Here is a 17,693-nt window from a genome sequence, read left to right as displayed (position 1 = left end):
CCCTGCCACTTCTGCGGCTTCGGCAGCGACTGCGGTTAACGCTGGCTCGGCTATGGTGGTACCAAAACCCAAACAAAAAGCGAAGATCAATAACCAGAACACACTCCCCTTTCTGGCAAATGCTTGAGCCATCGATTCGCCAATTGGAAACAACCCCATTTCAAGGCCAAAGATAAAGAAAGTGAGTCCAAAAACGACGAGCACTAAGCCAGTCAGAATAGATAAAAGATGAGGAAGTGGCTCTTGTAAGACAGCAAGCTGGAAGAAAGCGATTACCGCCACGATTGGCAATAGATCCCTCAGGCTACCTAACATGGATCGAAACAAAGCAAGCACCGCCGTCATCGCAATTCCTTGTCGCTGATTATGAATTAATAATAATCATGGCAAATCCTTATCATTGCTTATGTGACAAATATTACGCAGTTGGTAACATATCCGAGTAAAGTGCATAAGTGTGATGACGGTACACATCCTGACTTGATGAATTTAATTTCACTCATTTGTAAATTGAAAAAGGCGTAATTTGGGCATCACACGATTGAAACCTTATGATCGTTATAGTGATTTTTTCGTATTGATTGGCGACTAAAAACAAGCCATGTCTATAATTATGTTTAATAGGGAGATTGGTATGAAGATATTGTTAACGGGTGGTACTGGATTTATTGGCTCTGAATTGGTCAAGAGTTGGAACACTGACGACGTGACATTGCTGACGCGGAGTCCTGAAAATGCGAAGCAAAACCTAAATCACCTCAACCAGAACAACCTTCATTACATTCAATCCCTTGATGAGCTCAGTGATCTCAATGACTTTGATGTGGTGGTCAACCTCGCGGGTGAGCCGATTGCCGATAAGCGTTGGAGTACAGAACAAAAAGAGAGGATCTGTAACAGCCGCTGGCACATCACTGAAAAGCTGGTCGAATTAATTCATGCCAGTAGCAACCCGCCACACGCTTTTATTAGCGGTTCAGCCGTGGGTTACTATGGCGATCAACAGCAGCACCCGTTTGACGAGTCACTGCAAGTAGAAGATGAAAGCTTTCCTCATAAAGTCTGTGCCCACTGGGAAGAGATAGCCAAGAGAGCACAATCAGAAAGCACACGCGTGATACTACTGCGAACAGGGGTTGTACTTGGCGAGAATGGCGGCGCACTCAAGAAGATGCTATTGCCTTATAAACTCGGCGTCGGTGGTCCACTAGGTTCAGGTGACCAGTACATGCCATGGATTCACATTCTCGATATGGTGAGAGCCATCAATCACTTGTTGTCTATCCCTCACGCTCAAGGGGAATTCAATATGTGTGCTCCTCACCCTGTGACCAACAAACTGTTCAGCAGCACGTTAGCTAAACAATTAGGCCGACCGCATTTCTTATTCACGCCGAAATGGGCGATGTCGATTCTCATGGGGGAATCATCTTGTTTGCTATTTGACAGCATTCGCTCCAAGCCGAAGAAACTCACTGAGATGGGATTCATCTTTAGTTACTCAAGAATCGAGCCAGCACTAAAAAACTTGTTACAACATCAAGACTAATTCTTTACCCTAGAGCGATAGAGACTCTAATAAAGGATTAAGTGTGAACAAGTCGATTCTGATTACCGGTTGCTCAACAGGTATTGGCTATACATGTGCTCATGCACTTCAAAAGCGTGGTTTTCATGTCATTGCATCTTGTCGTGATCCACAAGATGTTCAACGCCTTCAAGATGAAGGCCTCACCTGTATTCAATTAGATCTTTCCAACCAAGAAAGTATTGAGCATGGCGCCAAGCTTGCTATTGATCTCGCACCTAATGGATTGTATGGATTATTCAATAACGGTGCTTACGGTCAAGCAGGTGCGCTAGAAGACTTACCGACCCAAGGACTCAGAGAACAATTCGAAACCAACTTCTTTGGTTGGCATCATCTCGTCTGTCAGATCCTTCCGCACATGCGCGAGCGTGGCGAAGGTCGAATCGTACAAAACAGTTCCGTATTAGGTTTTGCAGCCATGAAGTATCGTGGTGCTTATAATGCTTCTAAATTCGCGATTGAGGGTTGGACAGATACCTTACGATTAGAACTGCATGGCAGCGGTATACAGATCTCATTACTGCAACCAGGGCCAATTGAGACTCAATTTAGAACCAATGCCTTGAAAACGTTCAATAAATGGATCAACATTTCTGGCAGCGCCCACCAAGACGCTTACCAACAACAAAAAGATCGACTCGAAAAAGAATCATCGAATAACGCTTTTGTCCTGCCTCCAGAAAGTTGTATTGAGCCGGTATTCCATGCTCTCACCGCCGACAAACCCAAGCTAAGATACCGAGTTACGACCCCGACTAAAGTGTTCGCGGTATTGAAAAGGATTCTACCGAGTCGCTTGCTAGACCCTATTTTGAGAAAAGCTGCATAAATTACTAACTTTGAATGCAGAGTCGCAAACTTTAATGTAACGATGTAATTTTTCCGTAACAATAAGATGTCATGATTATCCTATCCCATCAGTTATTCCCAATTGATGGTTCTACTCTGGAAATCTCATGACTTTAAACCGCCTTAATTGGGTAGGTGTGGGTCTGGCAATTACGCTGTTTATACTGTTTTGAGTATCTCACGCAACGCCTCACTGACTACCTCGATGATAACGCTATGCCTTCCATGTTGAGATAACAACTCTATCAACATCGAAGCATAGCGTTTTTCTATTTTTGGTTCTTTTTATCCGAGATAACCGAGTTAGATCTTGAAGTTACCGACTAACCCCCCCATATTTGCAACGTATCCACAAAACAAACCTCAAGGAACGTAAATGCAATCTCCGCATATTGTTGAACTTAATGAGCAGAACTTTCGTCAAGTATTAGAAGGTTCGATGCAGACCCCTGTACTCATCCATTTTTGGGCACCAATGAGCCAAGAGAGCGCCCAAGTCATTCCTGAACTGCAAACTTTAACTCAGCAATACAACGGTGCCTTCACCTTAGCCCTGCTCAATTGCGAACAAGAGCAAGCTATTGCTAGCCAGTTTGGTGTTCAAGCACTGCCCACTATTGCACTGTTTGTTAATGGTCAGCCAGTCGATGGGCTCGGTGGCCCTCAAAGCATAGAAGCTATTGTCGATATGCTCAGCAAACACCTTCCTAGCCAAGATGAACTTGCTTTGCGTCAGGCTCTTGAGCAAATGCAAGCTGGCGAGCACACACAGGCACTAGCAGCAATGCAGCAACTTCCAGCAGAGCTGACGAATAAAGGTGAAGTAAAACTGGCGATCGCAGAGTGTTTGTTAGAAACGCAACAATTTGACCTTGCTGAAACTCAGCTAGCAACTATCCCTCTTGAGTACCAAGACAACTACTACAAAGGCTTAGTTGCAAAGCTTGAACTTCATAAACAAGCAGCAGACAGCCCTGAAATACAAGCATTAGAAGCAGCTCTTCAGCAAAATCCGAGCGACGCTAAAACAGCATCTGAATTAGCATTGCAATATCACCAAGTGAACCGCAGTGAAGAAGCTATGGATCTATTATGGTCTTTCCTAGCCAAAGATCTTAATGCTCTCGATGGTGACATGAAGAAAGAGTTCATGGACATCTTGAGTGCGCTTGGACAAGGTAACCCAGTTGCCAGTAAGTACCGTCGACAACTGTACTCTCTGCTTTACTAGTTAAACCTAAAAAGCCGTAGATTAAACATCGAAAATTGACAATTCAATCAATTAGTTTATCGCATAATAGAATGTAAAATGGGCCATAAAATCAATAATTTATGGCCCATTTCTCGTTTATAAATTTGCTCAGAATTTAAATATGAGCCAGTATCAATACTGAACTATCAAAAACTCAAACTTGCAAAGGATTTTGTATGCCTATTGATACCTTGATTACTATCGGCGTCTTTACTGCCGTCGCACTGTTATTTATCTTCGCTGGCGTAAAAACCGTTCCACAAGGCAACAACTGGACCGTTGAACGCTTCGGGCGATACACACACACCCTTAAACCGGGTCTTAACTTAATCATTCCATTTATTGATAAAGTTGGACAGCGCATCAGCATGATGGAGCGTGTTCTCGACATCCCAGCACAAGAAGTCATCTCCAAAGATAATGCAAATGTGGTTATCGATGCGGTTTGTTTTGTTCAAGTTATCGACGCGCCTAAGGCAGCTTATGAAGTGAATGACCTTGAACATGCGATCCGTAACTTAACCCTCACCAATATCCGTACTGTGCTTGGCTCGATGGAACTGGATGAGATGCTGAGTCAGCGTGACATGATCAATACCAAGCTACTGAACATCGTTGATGAAGCGACAAACCCTTGGGGCGTAAAAGTCACCCGTATCGAAATTAAAGACGTACAGCCACCAGCAGACCTTACTGCTGCGATGAATGCCCAGATGAAAGCCGAGCGTAATAAACGTGCTGATATCTTAGAAGCAGAAGGTGTACGACAAGCTGAGATCTTGAAAGCAGAAGGCCACAAGCAATCAGAGATCCTGAAAGCAGAAGGTGAGAAGCAAGCGGCAATATTGCAAGCAGAAGCCCGTGAGCGTGCCGCAGAAGCAGAAGCTAAAGCGACAGAAATGGTATCAACGGCAATTGCTCAAGGTGACATGCAAGCGGTCAATTACTTCATTGCACAAGGCTACACCGACGCACTGAAATCAATTGGTCAAGCAGAAAACGGCAAGATCATCATGCTACCACTCGAAGCAACTGGCCTTATGGGTTCTGTAGCGGGTATCGCGGAGATGTTTGCACATAAGAATGACAAAGGTAGTAAGGACTAACTTATGGTCGAATTACTAGAACAAGTAAACCACTGGCATTGGTTAGCGTTTGGTCTAGCATTGTTAGCGCTTGAGCTAATTGGAACCGCTGGTTACTTTTTATGGATAGGCATATCTGCCATGCTGGTCGGTGCCCTATTAGGAGCATTACCAATTGGTTGGCAGATGCAATGGCTGTCCTTTGCTAGCTTCTCTCTTATTACCACTTGGTTGTGGTGGAGAAGACAACTCTCGAATGACAAGCAATCGGATGCAGGGCGAGAGTTAAACCAAAGAGAAAAGCAATTGGTAGGTCAAACCGTTATTTTAAGTGAAGACGTAAAGAAAGGTAGCTGTCGAATTAAGTTCGGTGACTCTTCTTGGTCAGCAAAGGCCAGTCAAGATATTCCATCTGGAACCGAAATTAAGATTGTCGCTTTAGACGGAATCGTTCTAATAATAGAACCTTTATAAACAAGAGCTATATGAAGCCTGCATTTTCAATAAATGCAGGCTTTTTCTATTTTTGAACCTTAATAATATTCGAATTATCATTGCGATAGATTGAATTGAAAAAAAAATAAGTTCTTATTTCGTAAAGCTAAAAAGTTTGATTGAGCTAAAAAGGTATAAGAAAGCCAGATTTCTTACCCAATATATATATGAATAGTTAACCTTACTCTCGCTTATTTATAATTATTAAAAATGTTAAGTCCGTCCAATTTTTGAAATTTTCTTTTCCTTGTCCATACTTTCAATTATCTCAATTAGAGATAAACCTAATGGAGTTTGTATGAGACATTTTTTAATAATTCTAACGGCTATTTTCAGCTTGTCATTTGGAAGCGCTCTAGCGAGCAGTCAGTCTCCTGGTAACGGAAACATGGGGCCTATCGTTAAGTGTTCAGATGGTAACGCAGTCACTCATGTACCACTGTTGATCTGTAAACATTACGGCGGAAAGGTGCTGTGATAGGTGCTGTGATAGGTGATTAAAGTCAGGCTAGTAATGAAATTGCTGCCTGACGATTATTTAGAACTGGAATAACCTAACTGCGGCCAGATAGATTATTCAAGATAGGACATTCCGTTGAAGTATCTCCAGGGCAGTCATGTACCCAAGATTGTAGCTGCACCTTCATCTTGTTTAACTCCGCAAGCTTCAACTCTATTTCATCTAACTTCTGAGTAGCCTTCTTCTTTACTTCGTAGCTTTGTCTGTTGGGATTCATTGCCAACTCAACCAATGACTTACACTCATCGAGAGTGAAACCAACCATTTTAGCTCTCAAAACGAACTCTAACTGTTCGATATGAATCTCGCCATATTGCCTGTAACCATTTTCTGATCGGTGCGGTGGGCTCATCATGCCTTTACTTTCGTAAAAACGAATGGATTTCGCTGTTGTACCAACACGCTTCGCTACTTCACCAATATTCACAATCTTACCTGTAAGCCTAAAATGAAAAACCGCAGTACTGCTGTTATACAATACTGCGGTTGAAAAACATAGCTAGAGACTTACGTTAGAAGCCTACTCTTGCTCTAATAGCCAAATCATAGTTTGAGATTTTTCTTCGCTGTTTAGCTTATTGAACCAATATGAAACCATTTCGATTTCTTTTGAGCCTTCTAGTGATGTTGGGGTAGCGTTTTTACGATTCTTGAATGCCCAATCAGTCACAGCAGCTTGCTCTTCTTTTGTCGCTTGACCATACCAGTAATTAACCATCTCTTGAGCTTGAGACGCTTTTGGTTCTTCAGCAACTACAGCCGCAACAGGTACCGCAACCGGAGCAACAGCGATAGCCGTATGATTATTTGCACCGTTATAAATTGTGTCGATATACGCTTTCGGCACAATGAAAGTTGTACTCATCACTGAGTTTTGTCCATCAAGTGTAAATTCTAAATTCTTTTTTCTTGCTTGCTGGATGTCAGCTTCGCTCAATGGAAATTTAATATACTGAGTCTTTGTGCAGTGTTCGCTGCAGCTCTCTCTTGGAAGTTGTCTCTCTTCAAGGTCTATCGTCTTACCAAAAAAGCTAACGGTTTCGTATTCTTTATAGCTCTGGAAATAGCTTACATCCATGGTAATGGAAGATTCTGGAGCCGAATTCTGCGTTATTTCTTTGTTGTATGTAAAGTAGAGTGACGATTTCAGGATGTCTGCCCCGACATTCGCTTTACTTTCCGCTACATAAGATTGCCCAGTCACTTGAATGTAGCCACCTTTTGGCTGTACATCAGCAACTGAGTCTGCAAAATTACTTTGTGAATCGAGTGAACTACAAGCTCCCAAAAATAATGATAATACGACTACACTAACTTTATTCATTATGACTAATTCCTTATGTTCACTATGGAAAAACGCTGGCAAACAAAATTTACCAGCGTTTTGATTTTTATCTAACTGTTTAAGCTAAAGATTCTAGCTTAGAAACCGTATTCAAGACCAACGCGAGTTACGATATCTGTATCAGCGTCACCAACAGTACGACCCGCTACACGTAGGTAAGGTACGAAACCCTTATGAACAGCCATTAACTGACCAGAAATAGTGTTGCTGTCTGAGTTAGCGTCTTTCTTACCGTTTGTTTCAGACTCAAGGTTAGCTGCGTAGCCTAGTTTGAAACCGATTGGACCATTCCAGTATTGACCGATGATAGAGTAAGAATCTTGAGTTACTTTGCGGATGCTGTTATCTAGCTCTTCGCCTTTATATGCTGCAGCGAAACCGAAACCTGCTGGTAGGCTAGCTTCGAAACCAACAATGTATGCGAATGTATCATCATCGTAACCAGCTACTTCAGGAGCCTGTTCTGGGTTACCGTTTTCATCAAAAGACCAATCACCACCAGACGCGGCAACGACACGAGTACCAGATTCAACCGCACCCATTAATGTTACTTTCTCGAAGCTGTACTTAGCACTTGCGCCAACAAAGTTTGCGTCACGAGTTGCTGCACCACCACCGTTGTCGTTATCGTCACGACCAACAGAAGCTGCAAAAGAGAAACCGCCAAATTTAGCTGAATCGTAACGAACTTGGTTAGATTGACGATCGTAGTGACCGTTGATGCCGCCCCAATCGAATACAGAACCTAGACCAGGGTTAGAGAATGGCCAGTCGACGATTTCGTATAGTGGAGTAAGAACACGACCCACACGCAGGTTACCCCAAGAGCCAGAAGCACCAACGAACGTATCACGGAAACCAAGCACACCGCCTGAAACGCCGCCATGACCCCAATCTGTGCTATCTACGTAGCCAGATTCAATCTGCATTGTGATTAATACGTCATCAAACATCTCTTTATGAGCACGGAAGCCGATACGAGATTCATTCTCTACAGCGTAACCAGTACTAGAGTCGTTGTTGTCAGTTGTGTTGTAGTTAACTAGAGAGATAGCTGCAACACCGTATACGTCAACGTTGAAATCAGAGTTGATACCAACTTCTTTCGCCATTACGCCTGTCGATAAAAGTGCAACGGATGCACCTAGTAGAGTACGTTTGAAAATTTTGTTTTCCATGGAATAAAACTCCTAAAAATGGATATAGCTGTTTGAATATTCCCCGCCTAAAGTTGGCCGCCGTAGAGAGAAATACCTTTTCTTGTTTGAGAACCCTAAACCCTGAATTCTCTATTTCCTTTCTGGTTATACACATCATGTGCATCCATGGCATTAAGACTAACTTCGCCCTCAAAAAGATCAATGAGAACTTAATTTTCATCTAAAAAAATATGAGTTGGTGCAAATTTAATAGGTACTTAGTGATCCAGATCGATAAATAGAAAAATTCTCACCAAAACAAAATCAATACCAATAAATTCAACAACTTGAGGTAATTATCACTTTGTAAAAATAGATATGACTCGCATTTTTGATACAACTACAATGGTATTTCATTAATGTTGAGCAGCGTCACTGTCCTGATTTTAGAGTTCGTATAGGAACAAAATTCTCAACAATTAAAAAGCCCTCATTTTTATATCAGAAACAAAAAAGGCACTCCCTTGAAAGGAGTGCCTTTGAGCTTTTTTTATCTGTATTTACTTACGAAATAAGGGCTATTAGATCTTCTTCTGTTCTTATTTCGATACCTAAATCTTGTGCTTTAGTTAATTTAGAACCCGCAGCTTCACCGGCAAACAAGATGTCCGTTTTCTTCGATACGCTACCCGTCACTTTCGCACCTAATGCTTGTAACGCAGCTTTAGCTTCACTTCGACCTAATTGCGACAATGAGCCTGTTAACACAACGACTTTACCTTCTAATGGTAGCTCTTGGTCATCGGCAGCTTCTTTGATGATTGGCCAATTCACACCTAGCTCTATCAGCTGATCGACGACCGCTCTGTTTTTCTCTTGTGAGAAGAAGCTGGTGATATGGCTAGCAACGATGTCACCAATATCTGACACTTCAACTAATTGTTCATGAGTAGCTGCTTGAACCAGTTCCAACGTCTTAAAGTGTTGCGCTAAGTTCATCGCTGTCGCCTCACCGACTTCACGAATACCGAGTGAATAGAGGAAACGCGCTAACGTCGTGTCTTTAGCTTTATTCAACGCACTCACGACGTTCTGTGCCGATTTAGGCCCCATTCGGTCAAGAACAGTAATCACGCCAGCACTTAGCTTAAATAAATCAGCAGGTGTTTCGACCATTTCACGGTCCACAAGCTGCTCAATAACTTTCACGCCCAGTCCATCAACGTCTAGCGCCTTTCTAGAAACAAAGTGTTTAAGTGCTTCTTTACGCTGCGCCTGACAGACTAAACCGCCAGTACAACGCGCTACAGCTTCACCTTCTACACGCTCAACCGCAGAACTACATACTGGGCAAGCATCAGGGAAAACAATGTCTCTAGCCGTTTCAGGGCGACGATCTAGTACAACAGCCACAATTTGCGGAATAACATCACCTGCACGGCGAATAATAACGCTGTCGCCTACCTTCACGCCTAAACGCGCAATCTCATCGGCATTGTGTAAAGTGGCATTGCTGACTGTCACGCCACCAACGAAGATAGGTTCAAGTTTAGCAACCGGCGTAATAGCGCCAGTACGGCCCACCTGAAATTCAACGTCATTGAGCAGTGTAATCTCTTCTTGAGCTGGGAACTTATAAGCAATTGCCCAACGTGGCGCTCGTGCAACAAAGCCAAGTACTTCTTGAGCCGCGATATCGTCGACTTTGATAACAACGCCATCAATCTCGTAAGCCAGAGCATCACGACGAGTCATAATATCTTGGTAATAGGCTTTCACGTCTTCGAGAGAGCTCAGTTGCTTAGTCTCGGGGCACATAGGTAAGCCCCAACCTTTAAGCTGTAAAAAGCGTTGGTAGTGACTATTTGATAGCTCAGCGCCTTGTACAACACCGACACTGTATGCGTAGAAAGCTAGCGGACGTTTCGCAGTAATACGAGAATCAAGCTGACGCAGGCTACCTGCGGCGGCATTACGTGGGTTAACAAATACTTTCTCGCCTTTCTTCAACGCCATCTCATTCAACTTATCGAAACCCGCTTTTGGCATAAACACTTCGCCACGAACTTCAATACGCTGCGGCCAGCCTTCACCTTGTAACTTAAGTGGGATAGAGCTGATCGTACGCACGTTTTCAGTGATGTTTTCACCCGTCGCACCGTCACCACGTGTCGCAGCCTGAACTAAAATACCATTCACATAGAGTAGGCTAACGGCAAGGCCATCAAGCTTAGGTTCACAACAGAAAGTCTTGAGGTTAGCGGTTGGCGCTCTATCAGACATTCGCTTATTGAACGCATCCAAATCTTCATCAGAGAAAGCATTGTCCAGAGAAAGCATTGGGATCTCATGAGTCACTTGAGTGAAACCATCGAGAGGCTGACCACCAACACGTTGGCTCGGAGAATCTACCGTCACTAGTTCCGGGTTCTCTTCTTCGATCTTTAGCAATTGCTGCATTAATCGATCGTACTCGACATCAGGGATCTCAGGGCTATCTTCTACGTAATAACGAACGGCGTGATAATGCAGAGTTTCTCTTAACTGCTCTAAGGTAACTTGAATCGATTCTTTCATATCATTCTCTATCGTGATTGAAATATCAAAAAGGGCTCCCTTAGGAGCCCTTTTCTATAAATATAGATTATTTACAAGGCTAAACAATACGGCTAGGCATTCGATGCCGTCATAAAGTCTCTGATTTGCTTGCGGTAGTCAGATAAACGGTTTGGTGTCATTAAGTTGCGTGACTCATCCAACACGTTTCCGCCCATATCGTCAGCAATTTTCTGCGCCGCACTCAGCATCACATTGAAGTTTTGATCAGCTTGACCATAACAAGGCAACGTCATAAAGAACGAAATACCTTTAGTCGTGAAGTCAGCAGGATCATCATGTTCTAGCGTTCCTGGCTGCATCATGTTTGCAACGCTGAAAATAACCTTTGGTGCATCTGTAGATTGTGCAAAGCAGTGGTAAATAGACATCTCACCATAAGTTAAACCGTTGTTCTCCATGCTGCGGAAAAGTTCAGTCCCAACGAATGGGATCTCTCCAGCACAGTGAACATTAAGAACGATCACTTCTAAACCAAGTTCTTCATCTGGTTTTGCTTCTTCAACAGTCGCACTTTGCGGAGTCACGACTTCTTTCGCAACAACGGGCTCTCTTTGAGTAAGCGTTTCGTTTGGAACGACTGGCTCATCAACTGTTTCAGAAGGCTCTTCAAACGAACCGTACTGCACTTTAAAGCCGGCATGGTTTTCTTTTTGCTCGTCAGTCAACTCAAAGCTTGGAACTTCAGGCTCAACGTCCTTCTCTTCCTCAATCACTTCAGGTTCACTTTCAACCTTAATTGGGTCTTCTACGCTGAAAGAAGGAAGATCATTTAATTCGATATCATCTTCGTAAGCTTCTTTCGCTTGTGGCGCTGTTAGCGGATCTGAGTCGATCAGCGGATCAGTATCAGAGGGTGAAACAGCAAAATCCGGCTCTTTACGTTCTTTTCGGATTATCTCAAAATCATCTTCTGGGGCGAATGAACGGTTTGGAATAGTTTCTGCTTCATCTAAGCTGTCGTTATCAAGCTTACCGAGCGGCTTATCTCCAAACTTTGCTTTCCCTTCTTTTTTACTCGTCCATAGACCATGGAACAATAATGCGGCGATAGCTAATGCGCCAACAATAATGAGTACAAATCGCAATTCCTGCATTTTTCGCTCTCAGCTTTCTTAGTCAACTAGCTATAAACACGCTGTCACTAAGTTGGGTTAATTTGGCTAATCTCACTACTCTATCAAAAGTAGCCACTGTTTTAGAACAACTTAATACAATTAGTTCCTTACATGGTGTGATTTTCACCACGCTTTTTTTCTTAATTTCGGTCGAGTACACTAGACATGTTTGCTATTTAACCAAATTCACATGTGACCTAATTTAAATATGACTATTGAATCTGTTCCCCGCTCCGGCTTTGGCTATTTTATTTTCGGAATAAAAATCGCTTTATCACCGAGCATTCGTAAGTTTGTACTAATGCCACTTATCGCGAACGTGTTACTCGTTGGTGGTGCCTTGTTTTATATCTTCTCCAACCTAAACACTTGGATTGAAGGTTGGATTGGTGCATTGCCAAGTTTCTTGTCGTGGTTGTCATACATTTTATGGCCATTACTTGTGTTAACCGTCTTGGCCACATTCTCGTATTTCTTTAGCACGCTCGCTAACTTCATTGCCGCACCGTTCAACGGTTTACTCGCGGAAAAAGTTGAAGAGTTGTTGAGCGGTAAAAAAGTTAATGACGATGGTTTACTTGATGTCCTCAAAGATACCCCACGTATATTAGCGAGAGAATGGCGCAAGCTTGTCTACATTCTGCCAAAAGCGATCGGTTTATTCCTACTTTTGTTAATTCCAGCACTAGGGCAAACCGTTGCTCCGTTTTTATGGTTCATTTTCACAGCATGGATGTTAGCGATTCAATACGCCGACTACCCGTTCGATAACCATAAAATCAAATTTGATGACATGAGAAACAATTTGAAACAAAAACAAGGCAAGAGCTACAGCTTTGGCGCGCTTGTTTCTGTGTTCACCACAATTCCAATTCTAAACCTGATCGTAATGCCCGTTGCCGTTTGCGGCGCGACGGCAATGTGGGTTGCTGAGTTTAAAGACCAAGCTCTGCGTTCTCGTCTATAATTCTCGTCTATTACCCCGCCTATACTTCCTAGTTTCGCCTATCTTTTTGAAGTTCTGATTTCAATAAAGATAGGCGTGAATTCTGCTACATATCTATATGATATAACTTTTTAATCCTTTTACCTTTTTTTCAACTTGTTTAATCTAAATTCAAGCTGAATAAACATCGTAAGACACTAGACGGTAAAGTGATTGATATACTACGTTTAGTTCTGTCATTAAATGAAGGAATATCGCATGAGCAAGATCTACGAAGACAACACCCTAACGATTGGTAACACACCTCTAGTCCGCCTTAACAAAGTAAGCAAAGGTAACGTCCTAGCTAAGATCGAAGCTCGTAACCCAAGCTTCAGTGTTAAATGTCGTATCGGTTCAAACATGATCTGGGAAGCAGAAAAAGCGGGTACGCTTAAGCCAGGTATCGAGCTTGTTGAACCTACCAGTGGTAACACAGGTGTTGCACTTGCATTCGTAGCAGCAGCACGCGGTTACAAACTAACGCTAACTATGCCTGAATCAATGAGCCTAGAACGTCGTAAGCTGCTTAAAGCGCTTGGCGCAAACCTAGTGCTGACTGAAGCACCAAAAGGTATGAACGGTGCGATTGCTAAAGCAGAAGAGATTGTTGCTTCAGACCCAGACAAGTACCTACTACTTCAACAGTTCAACAACCCAGCCAACCCACAAATTCACGAGCAAACGACTGGTCCTGAAATTTGGGAAGCAACAGACGGCGAAATCGACGTGTTTGTAGCGGGTGTTGGTACGGGCGGTACTATCACAGGTACAAGTCGTTACATTAAAGGTGAAAAAGGCAAAGCGATCACTTCAGTAGCGGTTGAACCAGCAGAGTCTCCAGTGATTGCACAGGCACTTGCCGGTGAAGAAATCAAACCAGCTCCACACAAAATTCAAGGTATCGGTGCAGGTTTCATCCCTGGAAACCTAGATTTAGAGATTATTGACCGTGTTGAATCGGTAACTTCTGAAGAAGCGATTGAGATGGCTCAACGCCTAATGAAAGAAGAAGGTATTCTTGCAGGCATCTCATCTGGCGCGGCAGTTGTAGCAGCAAACAGAATCGCCGAACTACCTGAATTTGCAGGAAAAACTATCGTTACTGTACTACCAAGCTCTGGTGAGCGTTACCTAAGCACAGCCCTATTTGCTGGCATCTTTACGGAAAAAGAGAACCAACAATAATATGTGGTCAAATCAATTTTTCGTCCAAAAAAGCCCCGTTTAGGGGCTTTTTTGTTGATCCCTGCCCCACCTTTGGTAATATCGGGTCTGTTTTATTTTTCGCTTCAAAATAAAAGAAGCAATAAACAAATTCTGAAAGTCATGAGTACTCAGCAAAAGACGACCATGGCTGGATAAAAATTTATAACCAGTCTAAGTTCTAACACGAACATGGCGTACTAGCCTCTAGCGCATTTGGGCTAAAGCAGTTAAGCTAATCTGGTTACAAACTTACAAAAAATAAATTAATTGGGGTATATAAAATGTACGAGAAGCAAGTAGAAATCACAGCAGAAAACGGTCTTCACACTCGTCCAGCTGCACAGTTCGTTAAAGAAGCAAAATCTTTCGACGCTGACATCACAGTGACTTCTAACGGCAAAAGCGCTAGCGCGAAAAGCCTGTTCAAACTACAAACTTTAGGCCTAGTAAAAGGTACTAACGTTACTATTTCAGCTGAAGGTCCTCAAGCTCAGCAAGCAGTAGACCACCTAGTTGCTCTTATGGATCAACTACACTAATACGGTCTCCTTCTTTCAAAGCCATTTTGCATAGCAAAGTGGCTTTGTTCGAAATAGATAGGAATAAGCGCGACATTAGTCGACGACTTAAAGTCACACACTCTCCCGTTTACAGTTGAACAACTAAGGTAAGGCTATGATTTCAGGCATCCTAGCATCTCCTGGTATTGCTTTCGGTAAAGCACTACTACTTCAAGAAGATGAAATTGTCCTAAACACTCAATCTATCTCTGACGACCAAGTTGAAGCAGAAGTACAGCGTTTCTTTGACGCTCGTAACAAATCTTCTCAACAACTTGAAGTTGTTAAGCAAAAAGCACTTGAAACTTTTGGCGAAGAAAAAGAAGCAATCTTTGAAGGCCACATCATGCTGCTTGAAGATGAAGAGCTAGAAGAAGAGATTTTAGCACTCATCAAGAAAGAAAAAATGCACGCAGACAACGCGATCCACACTGTGATCGAAGAGCAAGCTTGTGCGCTTGAATCTCTTGATGATGAGTACCTAAAAGAACGTGCAACTGATATCCGCGATATCGGTACTCGTTTCGTTAAAAATGCTCTAGGCATCAACATTGTGTCTCTATCAGACATCAGTGAAGAAGTTATCCTAGTAGCTTACGACCTAACGCCATCTGAAACTGCACAAATCAACCTAGACTACGTTCTTGGTTTCGCTTGTGACATCGGCGGTCGTACATCTCATACTTCAATCATGGCACGTTCTCTTGAGCTTCCAGCTATCGTTGGTACTAACGATATCACTAAGCAAGTTAAGAACGGCGACATGCTTGTGCTAGACGCGATGAACAACAAAATCATCATCAACCCTTCTGAAGCTGAATTAGCAGAAGCTAAGAAAATCAAAGCAGATTTTGAAGCAGAAGCGGCTGAACTAGCAAAACTAAAAGATTTGCATGCTGAAACTCTAGACGGTCACCGTGTAGAAGTTTGCGGCAACATCGGTACAGTAAAAGACTGTGACGGCATCCTGCGTAACGGCGGTGAAGGCGTTGGTCTGTACCGTACTGAATTCCTATTTATGGACCGTGACGCGCTTCCTACTGAAGAAGAGCAATACGTTGCTTACAAAGAAGTAGCAGAAGCAATGGAAGGCGAGTCAGTGATTATCCGTACTATGGATATCGGTGGCGACAAAGACCTACCATACATGGACCTTCCACAAGAGATGAACCCGTTCCTAGGCTGGCGTGCAGTACGTATCAGCTTGGATCGTCGTGAAATCCTACGTGACCAACTACGTGGCATCTTACGTGCATCTGCACACGGTAAACTACGTATCATGTTCCCAATGATCATTTCTGTTGAAGAGATCCGTGAACTGAAAAAAGCAATCGAAGAGTACAAAGTTGAACTTCGCGCTGAAGGCCTAGCTTTCGATGAAGAAATCGAAATCGGCGTAATGGTTGAGACTCCAGCAGCTGCTGCAATCGCACACCACCTAGCGAAAGAAGTATCTTTCTTCTCTATCGGTACTAACGACCTAACGCAATACACTCTTGCGGTAGACCGTGGTAACGAAATGATTTCTCACCTATACAACCCACTATCTCCTGCTGTTCTTACAGTCATCAAGCAAGTGATCGACGCATCACACGCTGAAGGTAAGTGGACTGGTATGTGTGGTGAGCTTGCTGGTGATGAGCGTGCAACGCTACTTCTTCTTGGTATGGGTCTAGATGAGTTCTCTATGAGCGGTATCTCTATCCCTAAAGTTAAGAAAGTAATCCGTAACTCTAACTTCGCTGAAGTTAAAGCTATGGCTGACGAAGCACTATCTCTACCAACAGCTGCTGAAATTGAAGCTTGCGTAGAAAAGTTCATCGCTGAGAAAACTCAGTAATCGCCAATCGCTTAATAACGTTAGACGGCTAAAAATAGTCGTCTAATTTGTTAGATTGGTATAGTATATTCTACAGAATAAAACTAAACGTTAGGAGCATGACACAATGGGTCTGTTTGACAAACTGAAAAAGCTTGTATCTGATGACAGCGCTGATGCTGGTGCAATCGAAATCATCGCACCTCTTTCTGGTGAAATCGTAAACATCGAAGATGTGCCAGATGTAGTTTTCGCTGAAAAAATCGTTGGTGACGGCATCGCGATCAAACCAGCTGGCGACAAAATGGTAGCTCCAGTTAACGGTACTATCGGTAAGATCTTCGAAACTAACCACGCATTCTCTATCGAGTCTGACGACGGTGTTGAGCTTTTCGTTCACTTCGGTATCGATACTGTTGAACTTAAAGGCGAAGGCTTCACTCGTGTAGCTGAAGAAGGTCAATCTGTTAAAGCTGGTGACACTATCATCACTTTCGACCTAGCGCTTCTAGAAGAGAAAGCAAAATCTACGCTTACTCCAGTTGTTATCTCTAACATGGACGAAATCAAAGAGCTGAACAAGCTTTCTGGTTCTGTAACTGTTGGCGAAACTCCAGTTCTTAAAGTAACTAAGTAATCTCGATTACTTATCTGCTTTAATTAAAACGCTACCTAAGGGTGGCGTTTTTTGTGCCTGCTATATAGTTCTAATGCCAGATTACCAGCCGCTTTGGCCTTATACCTAACAACTACAAATCCCCTTCTTCTTTGGGCCTCTCACGAACAGAGATCCCTGACATCTCGCTCGGTTCGATTCTGGGATGACGATTAAACACTATGGTTTAAGCCTGAGTGATTGTTACTCAAACCGACCTCTTCTATACAGTTAGCTATAGAGTCACCAATACCCAACTCCCGTCATTCCCTACAGTGAGGCACGAACGTGATAGGGAATCTCGCTTTCCAATCAACTACCAACACCACAACTCCCCTCTCTTCTCCAAATTTCAGGCAATAAAAAACCCAGCCGAAGCTGGGTCTGTTTAGCGCTCATCTCTCACCACGAGCTAATTTGTGGAAGCCTTACGTTAACGCTTTGTCTCAACAACA

Annotated in this window: 17 protein-coding genes; 11 read left to right on the top strand and 6 right to left on the bottom strand. The window is 43.0% G+C overall.

Annotation, left to right across the window (positions count from 1 at the left end; genetic code table 11):
• A partial coding sequence (locus A136_RS16400) for a DUF1538 family protein (protein ID WP_017063398.1) occupies positions 1-345 on the bottom strand: 345 nt, incomplete at its 3' end.
• A gap of 289 nt (positions 346-634) precedes the next feature.
• Between A136_RS16400 and A136_RS16395 the strand changes: the two genes are divergently transcribed.
• The 6 genes from A136_RS16395 to A136_RS22370 all read left to right on the top strand — a co-directional run bounded on the left by A136_RS16395 (position 635) and on the right by A136_RS22370 (position 5,750).
• Complete coding sequence (locus A136_RS16395) at positions 635-1,549, top strand: TIGR01777 family oxidoreductase (RefSeq protein ID WP_017063397.1); 915 nt, start codon at positions 635-637, stop codon at positions 1,547-1,549.
• 43 nt (positions 1,550-1,592) lie between these two features.
• Entirely contained in the window at positions 1,593-2,420 is an 828-nt protein-coding gene (locus A136_RS16390) for an SDR family oxidoreductase (protein ID WP_017063396.1), read from the top strand.
• Positions 2,421-2,816: 396 nt separating this feature from the next.
• Entirely contained in the window at positions 2,817-3,671 is an 855-nt protein-coding gene (locus A136_RS16385; protein ID WP_017061924.1) for a co-chaperone YbbN, read from the top strand.
• Positions 3,672-3,868: 197 nt separating this feature from the next.
• Positions 3,869-4,798, top strand: coding sequence for an SPFH domain-containing protein (locus A136_RS16380; protein ID WP_017063395.1), 930 nt, complete (start codon positions 3,869-3,871; stop codon positions 4,796-4,798).
• 3 nt (positions 4,799-4,801) lie between these two features.
• On the top strand, positions 4,802-5,251 hold the full coding sequence (locus A136_RS16375) for an NfeD family protein (protein ID WP_017061926.1): 450 nt from the start codon (positions 4,802-4,804) through the stop codon (positions 5,249-5,251).
• Between the two features lie 319 nt (positions 5,252-5,570).
• The gene (locus A136_RS22370; RefSeq protein ID WP_017061927.1) at positions 5,571-5,750 is read left to right on the top strand and encodes a hypothetical protein; all 180 of its coding nucleotides are present in this window, start codon (positions 5,571-5,573) and stop codon (positions 5,748-5,750) included.
• A gap of 76 nt (positions 5,751-5,826) precedes the next feature.
• Here A136_RS22370 and cueR read toward each other — a convergent pair whose 3' ends face one another.
• The 5 genes from cueR to zipA all read right to left on the bottom strand — a co-directional run bounded on the left by cueR (position 5,827) and on the right by zipA (position 11,989).
• Positions 5,827-6,219: a Cu(I)-responsive transcriptional regulator gene (gene cueR, locus A136_RS16370; RefSeq protein ID WP_017061928.1), complete on the bottom strand. Its 393-nt coding sequence runs from the start codon at positions 6,217-6,219 to the stop codon at positions 5,827-5,829.
• A 93-nt stretch (positions 6,220-6,312) separates the two neighbouring features.
• Positions 6,313-7,116, bottom strand: a complete 804-nt coding sequence (locus A136_RS16365; RefSeq protein WP_017063394.1) for a DUF2057 family protein — start codon at positions 7,114-7,116, stop codon at positions 6,313-6,315.
• 98 nt (positions 7,117-7,214) lie between these two features.
• Positions 7,215-8,315 (bottom strand): porin, encoded by a 1,101-nt coding sequence (locus A136_RS16360; RefSeq protein WP_017063393.1) that lies wholly within the window; start codon positions 8,313-8,315, stop codon positions 7,215-7,217.
• Between the two features lie 525 nt (positions 8,316-8,840).
• Positions 8,841-10,853 (bottom strand): NAD-dependent DNA ligase LigA, encoded by a 2,013-nt coding sequence (ligA, locus tag A136_RS16355; protein WP_017063392.1) that lies wholly within the window; start codon positions 10,851-10,853, stop codon positions 8,841-8,843.
• A gap of 92 nt (positions 10,854-10,945) precedes the next feature.
• Positions 10,946-11,989, bottom strand: a complete 1,044-nt coding sequence (gene zipA / locus A136_RS16350) for a cell division protein ZipA (RefSeq protein WP_017061932.1) — start codon at positions 11,987-11,989, stop codon at positions 10,946-10,948.
• A gap of 229 nt (positions 11,990-12,218) precedes the next feature.
• Here zipA and cysZ point away from each other — a divergent pair, with 229 nt between their 5' ends.
• The 5 genes from cysZ (at position 12,219) to crr (ending at position 17,220) form a co-directional block, all read left to right on the top strand.
• Positions 12,219-12,977: a sulfate transporter CysZ gene (gene cysZ, locus A136_RS16345; RefSeq protein ID WP_029235129.1), complete on the top strand. Its 759-nt coding sequence runs from the start codon at positions 12,219-12,221 to the stop codon at positions 12,975-12,977.
• A 237-nt stretch (positions 12,978-13,214) separates the two neighbouring features.
• A complete protein-coding gene (gene cysK / locus A136_RS16340; protein ID WP_017061934.1) occupies positions 13,215-14,183 on the top strand; it encodes a cysteine synthase A in 969 nt (322 codons plus the stop codon).
• A 302-nt stretch (positions 14,184-14,485) separates the two neighbouring features.
• Positions 14,486-14,743, top strand: a complete 258-nt coding sequence (locus A136_RS16335) for an HPr family phosphocarrier protein (protein WP_004734263.1) — start codon at positions 14,486-14,488, stop codon at positions 14,741-14,743.
• A gap of 136 nt (positions 14,744-14,879) precedes the next feature.
• Positions 14,880-16,604: a phosphoenolpyruvate-protein phosphotransferase PtsI gene (gene ptsI, locus A136_RS16330; RefSeq protein ID WP_017063391.1), complete on the top strand. Its 1,725-nt coding sequence runs from the start codon at positions 14,880-14,882 to the stop codon at positions 16,602-16,604.
• 106 nt (positions 16,605-16,710) lie between these two features.
• Positions 16,711-17,220: a PTS glucose transporter subunit IIA gene (gene crr / locus A136_RS16325; protein WP_004737851.1), complete on the top strand. Its 510-nt coding sequence runs from the start codon at positions 16,711-16,713 to the stop codon at positions 17,218-17,220.
• Positions 17,221-17,693: the final 473 nt, after the last annotated feature.

Source organism: Vibrio crassostreae 9ZC13 (assembly GCF_000272045.2).
GTDB classification, from domain to species: domain Bacteria; phylum Pseudomonadota; class Gammaproteobacteria; order Enterobacterales; family Vibrionaceae; genus Vibrio; species Vibrio crassostreae_C.
The sequence above is the reverse complement of the archived record's forward strand: the minus strand, read 5'-3'. Positions and strand labels throughout refer to the sequence as shown.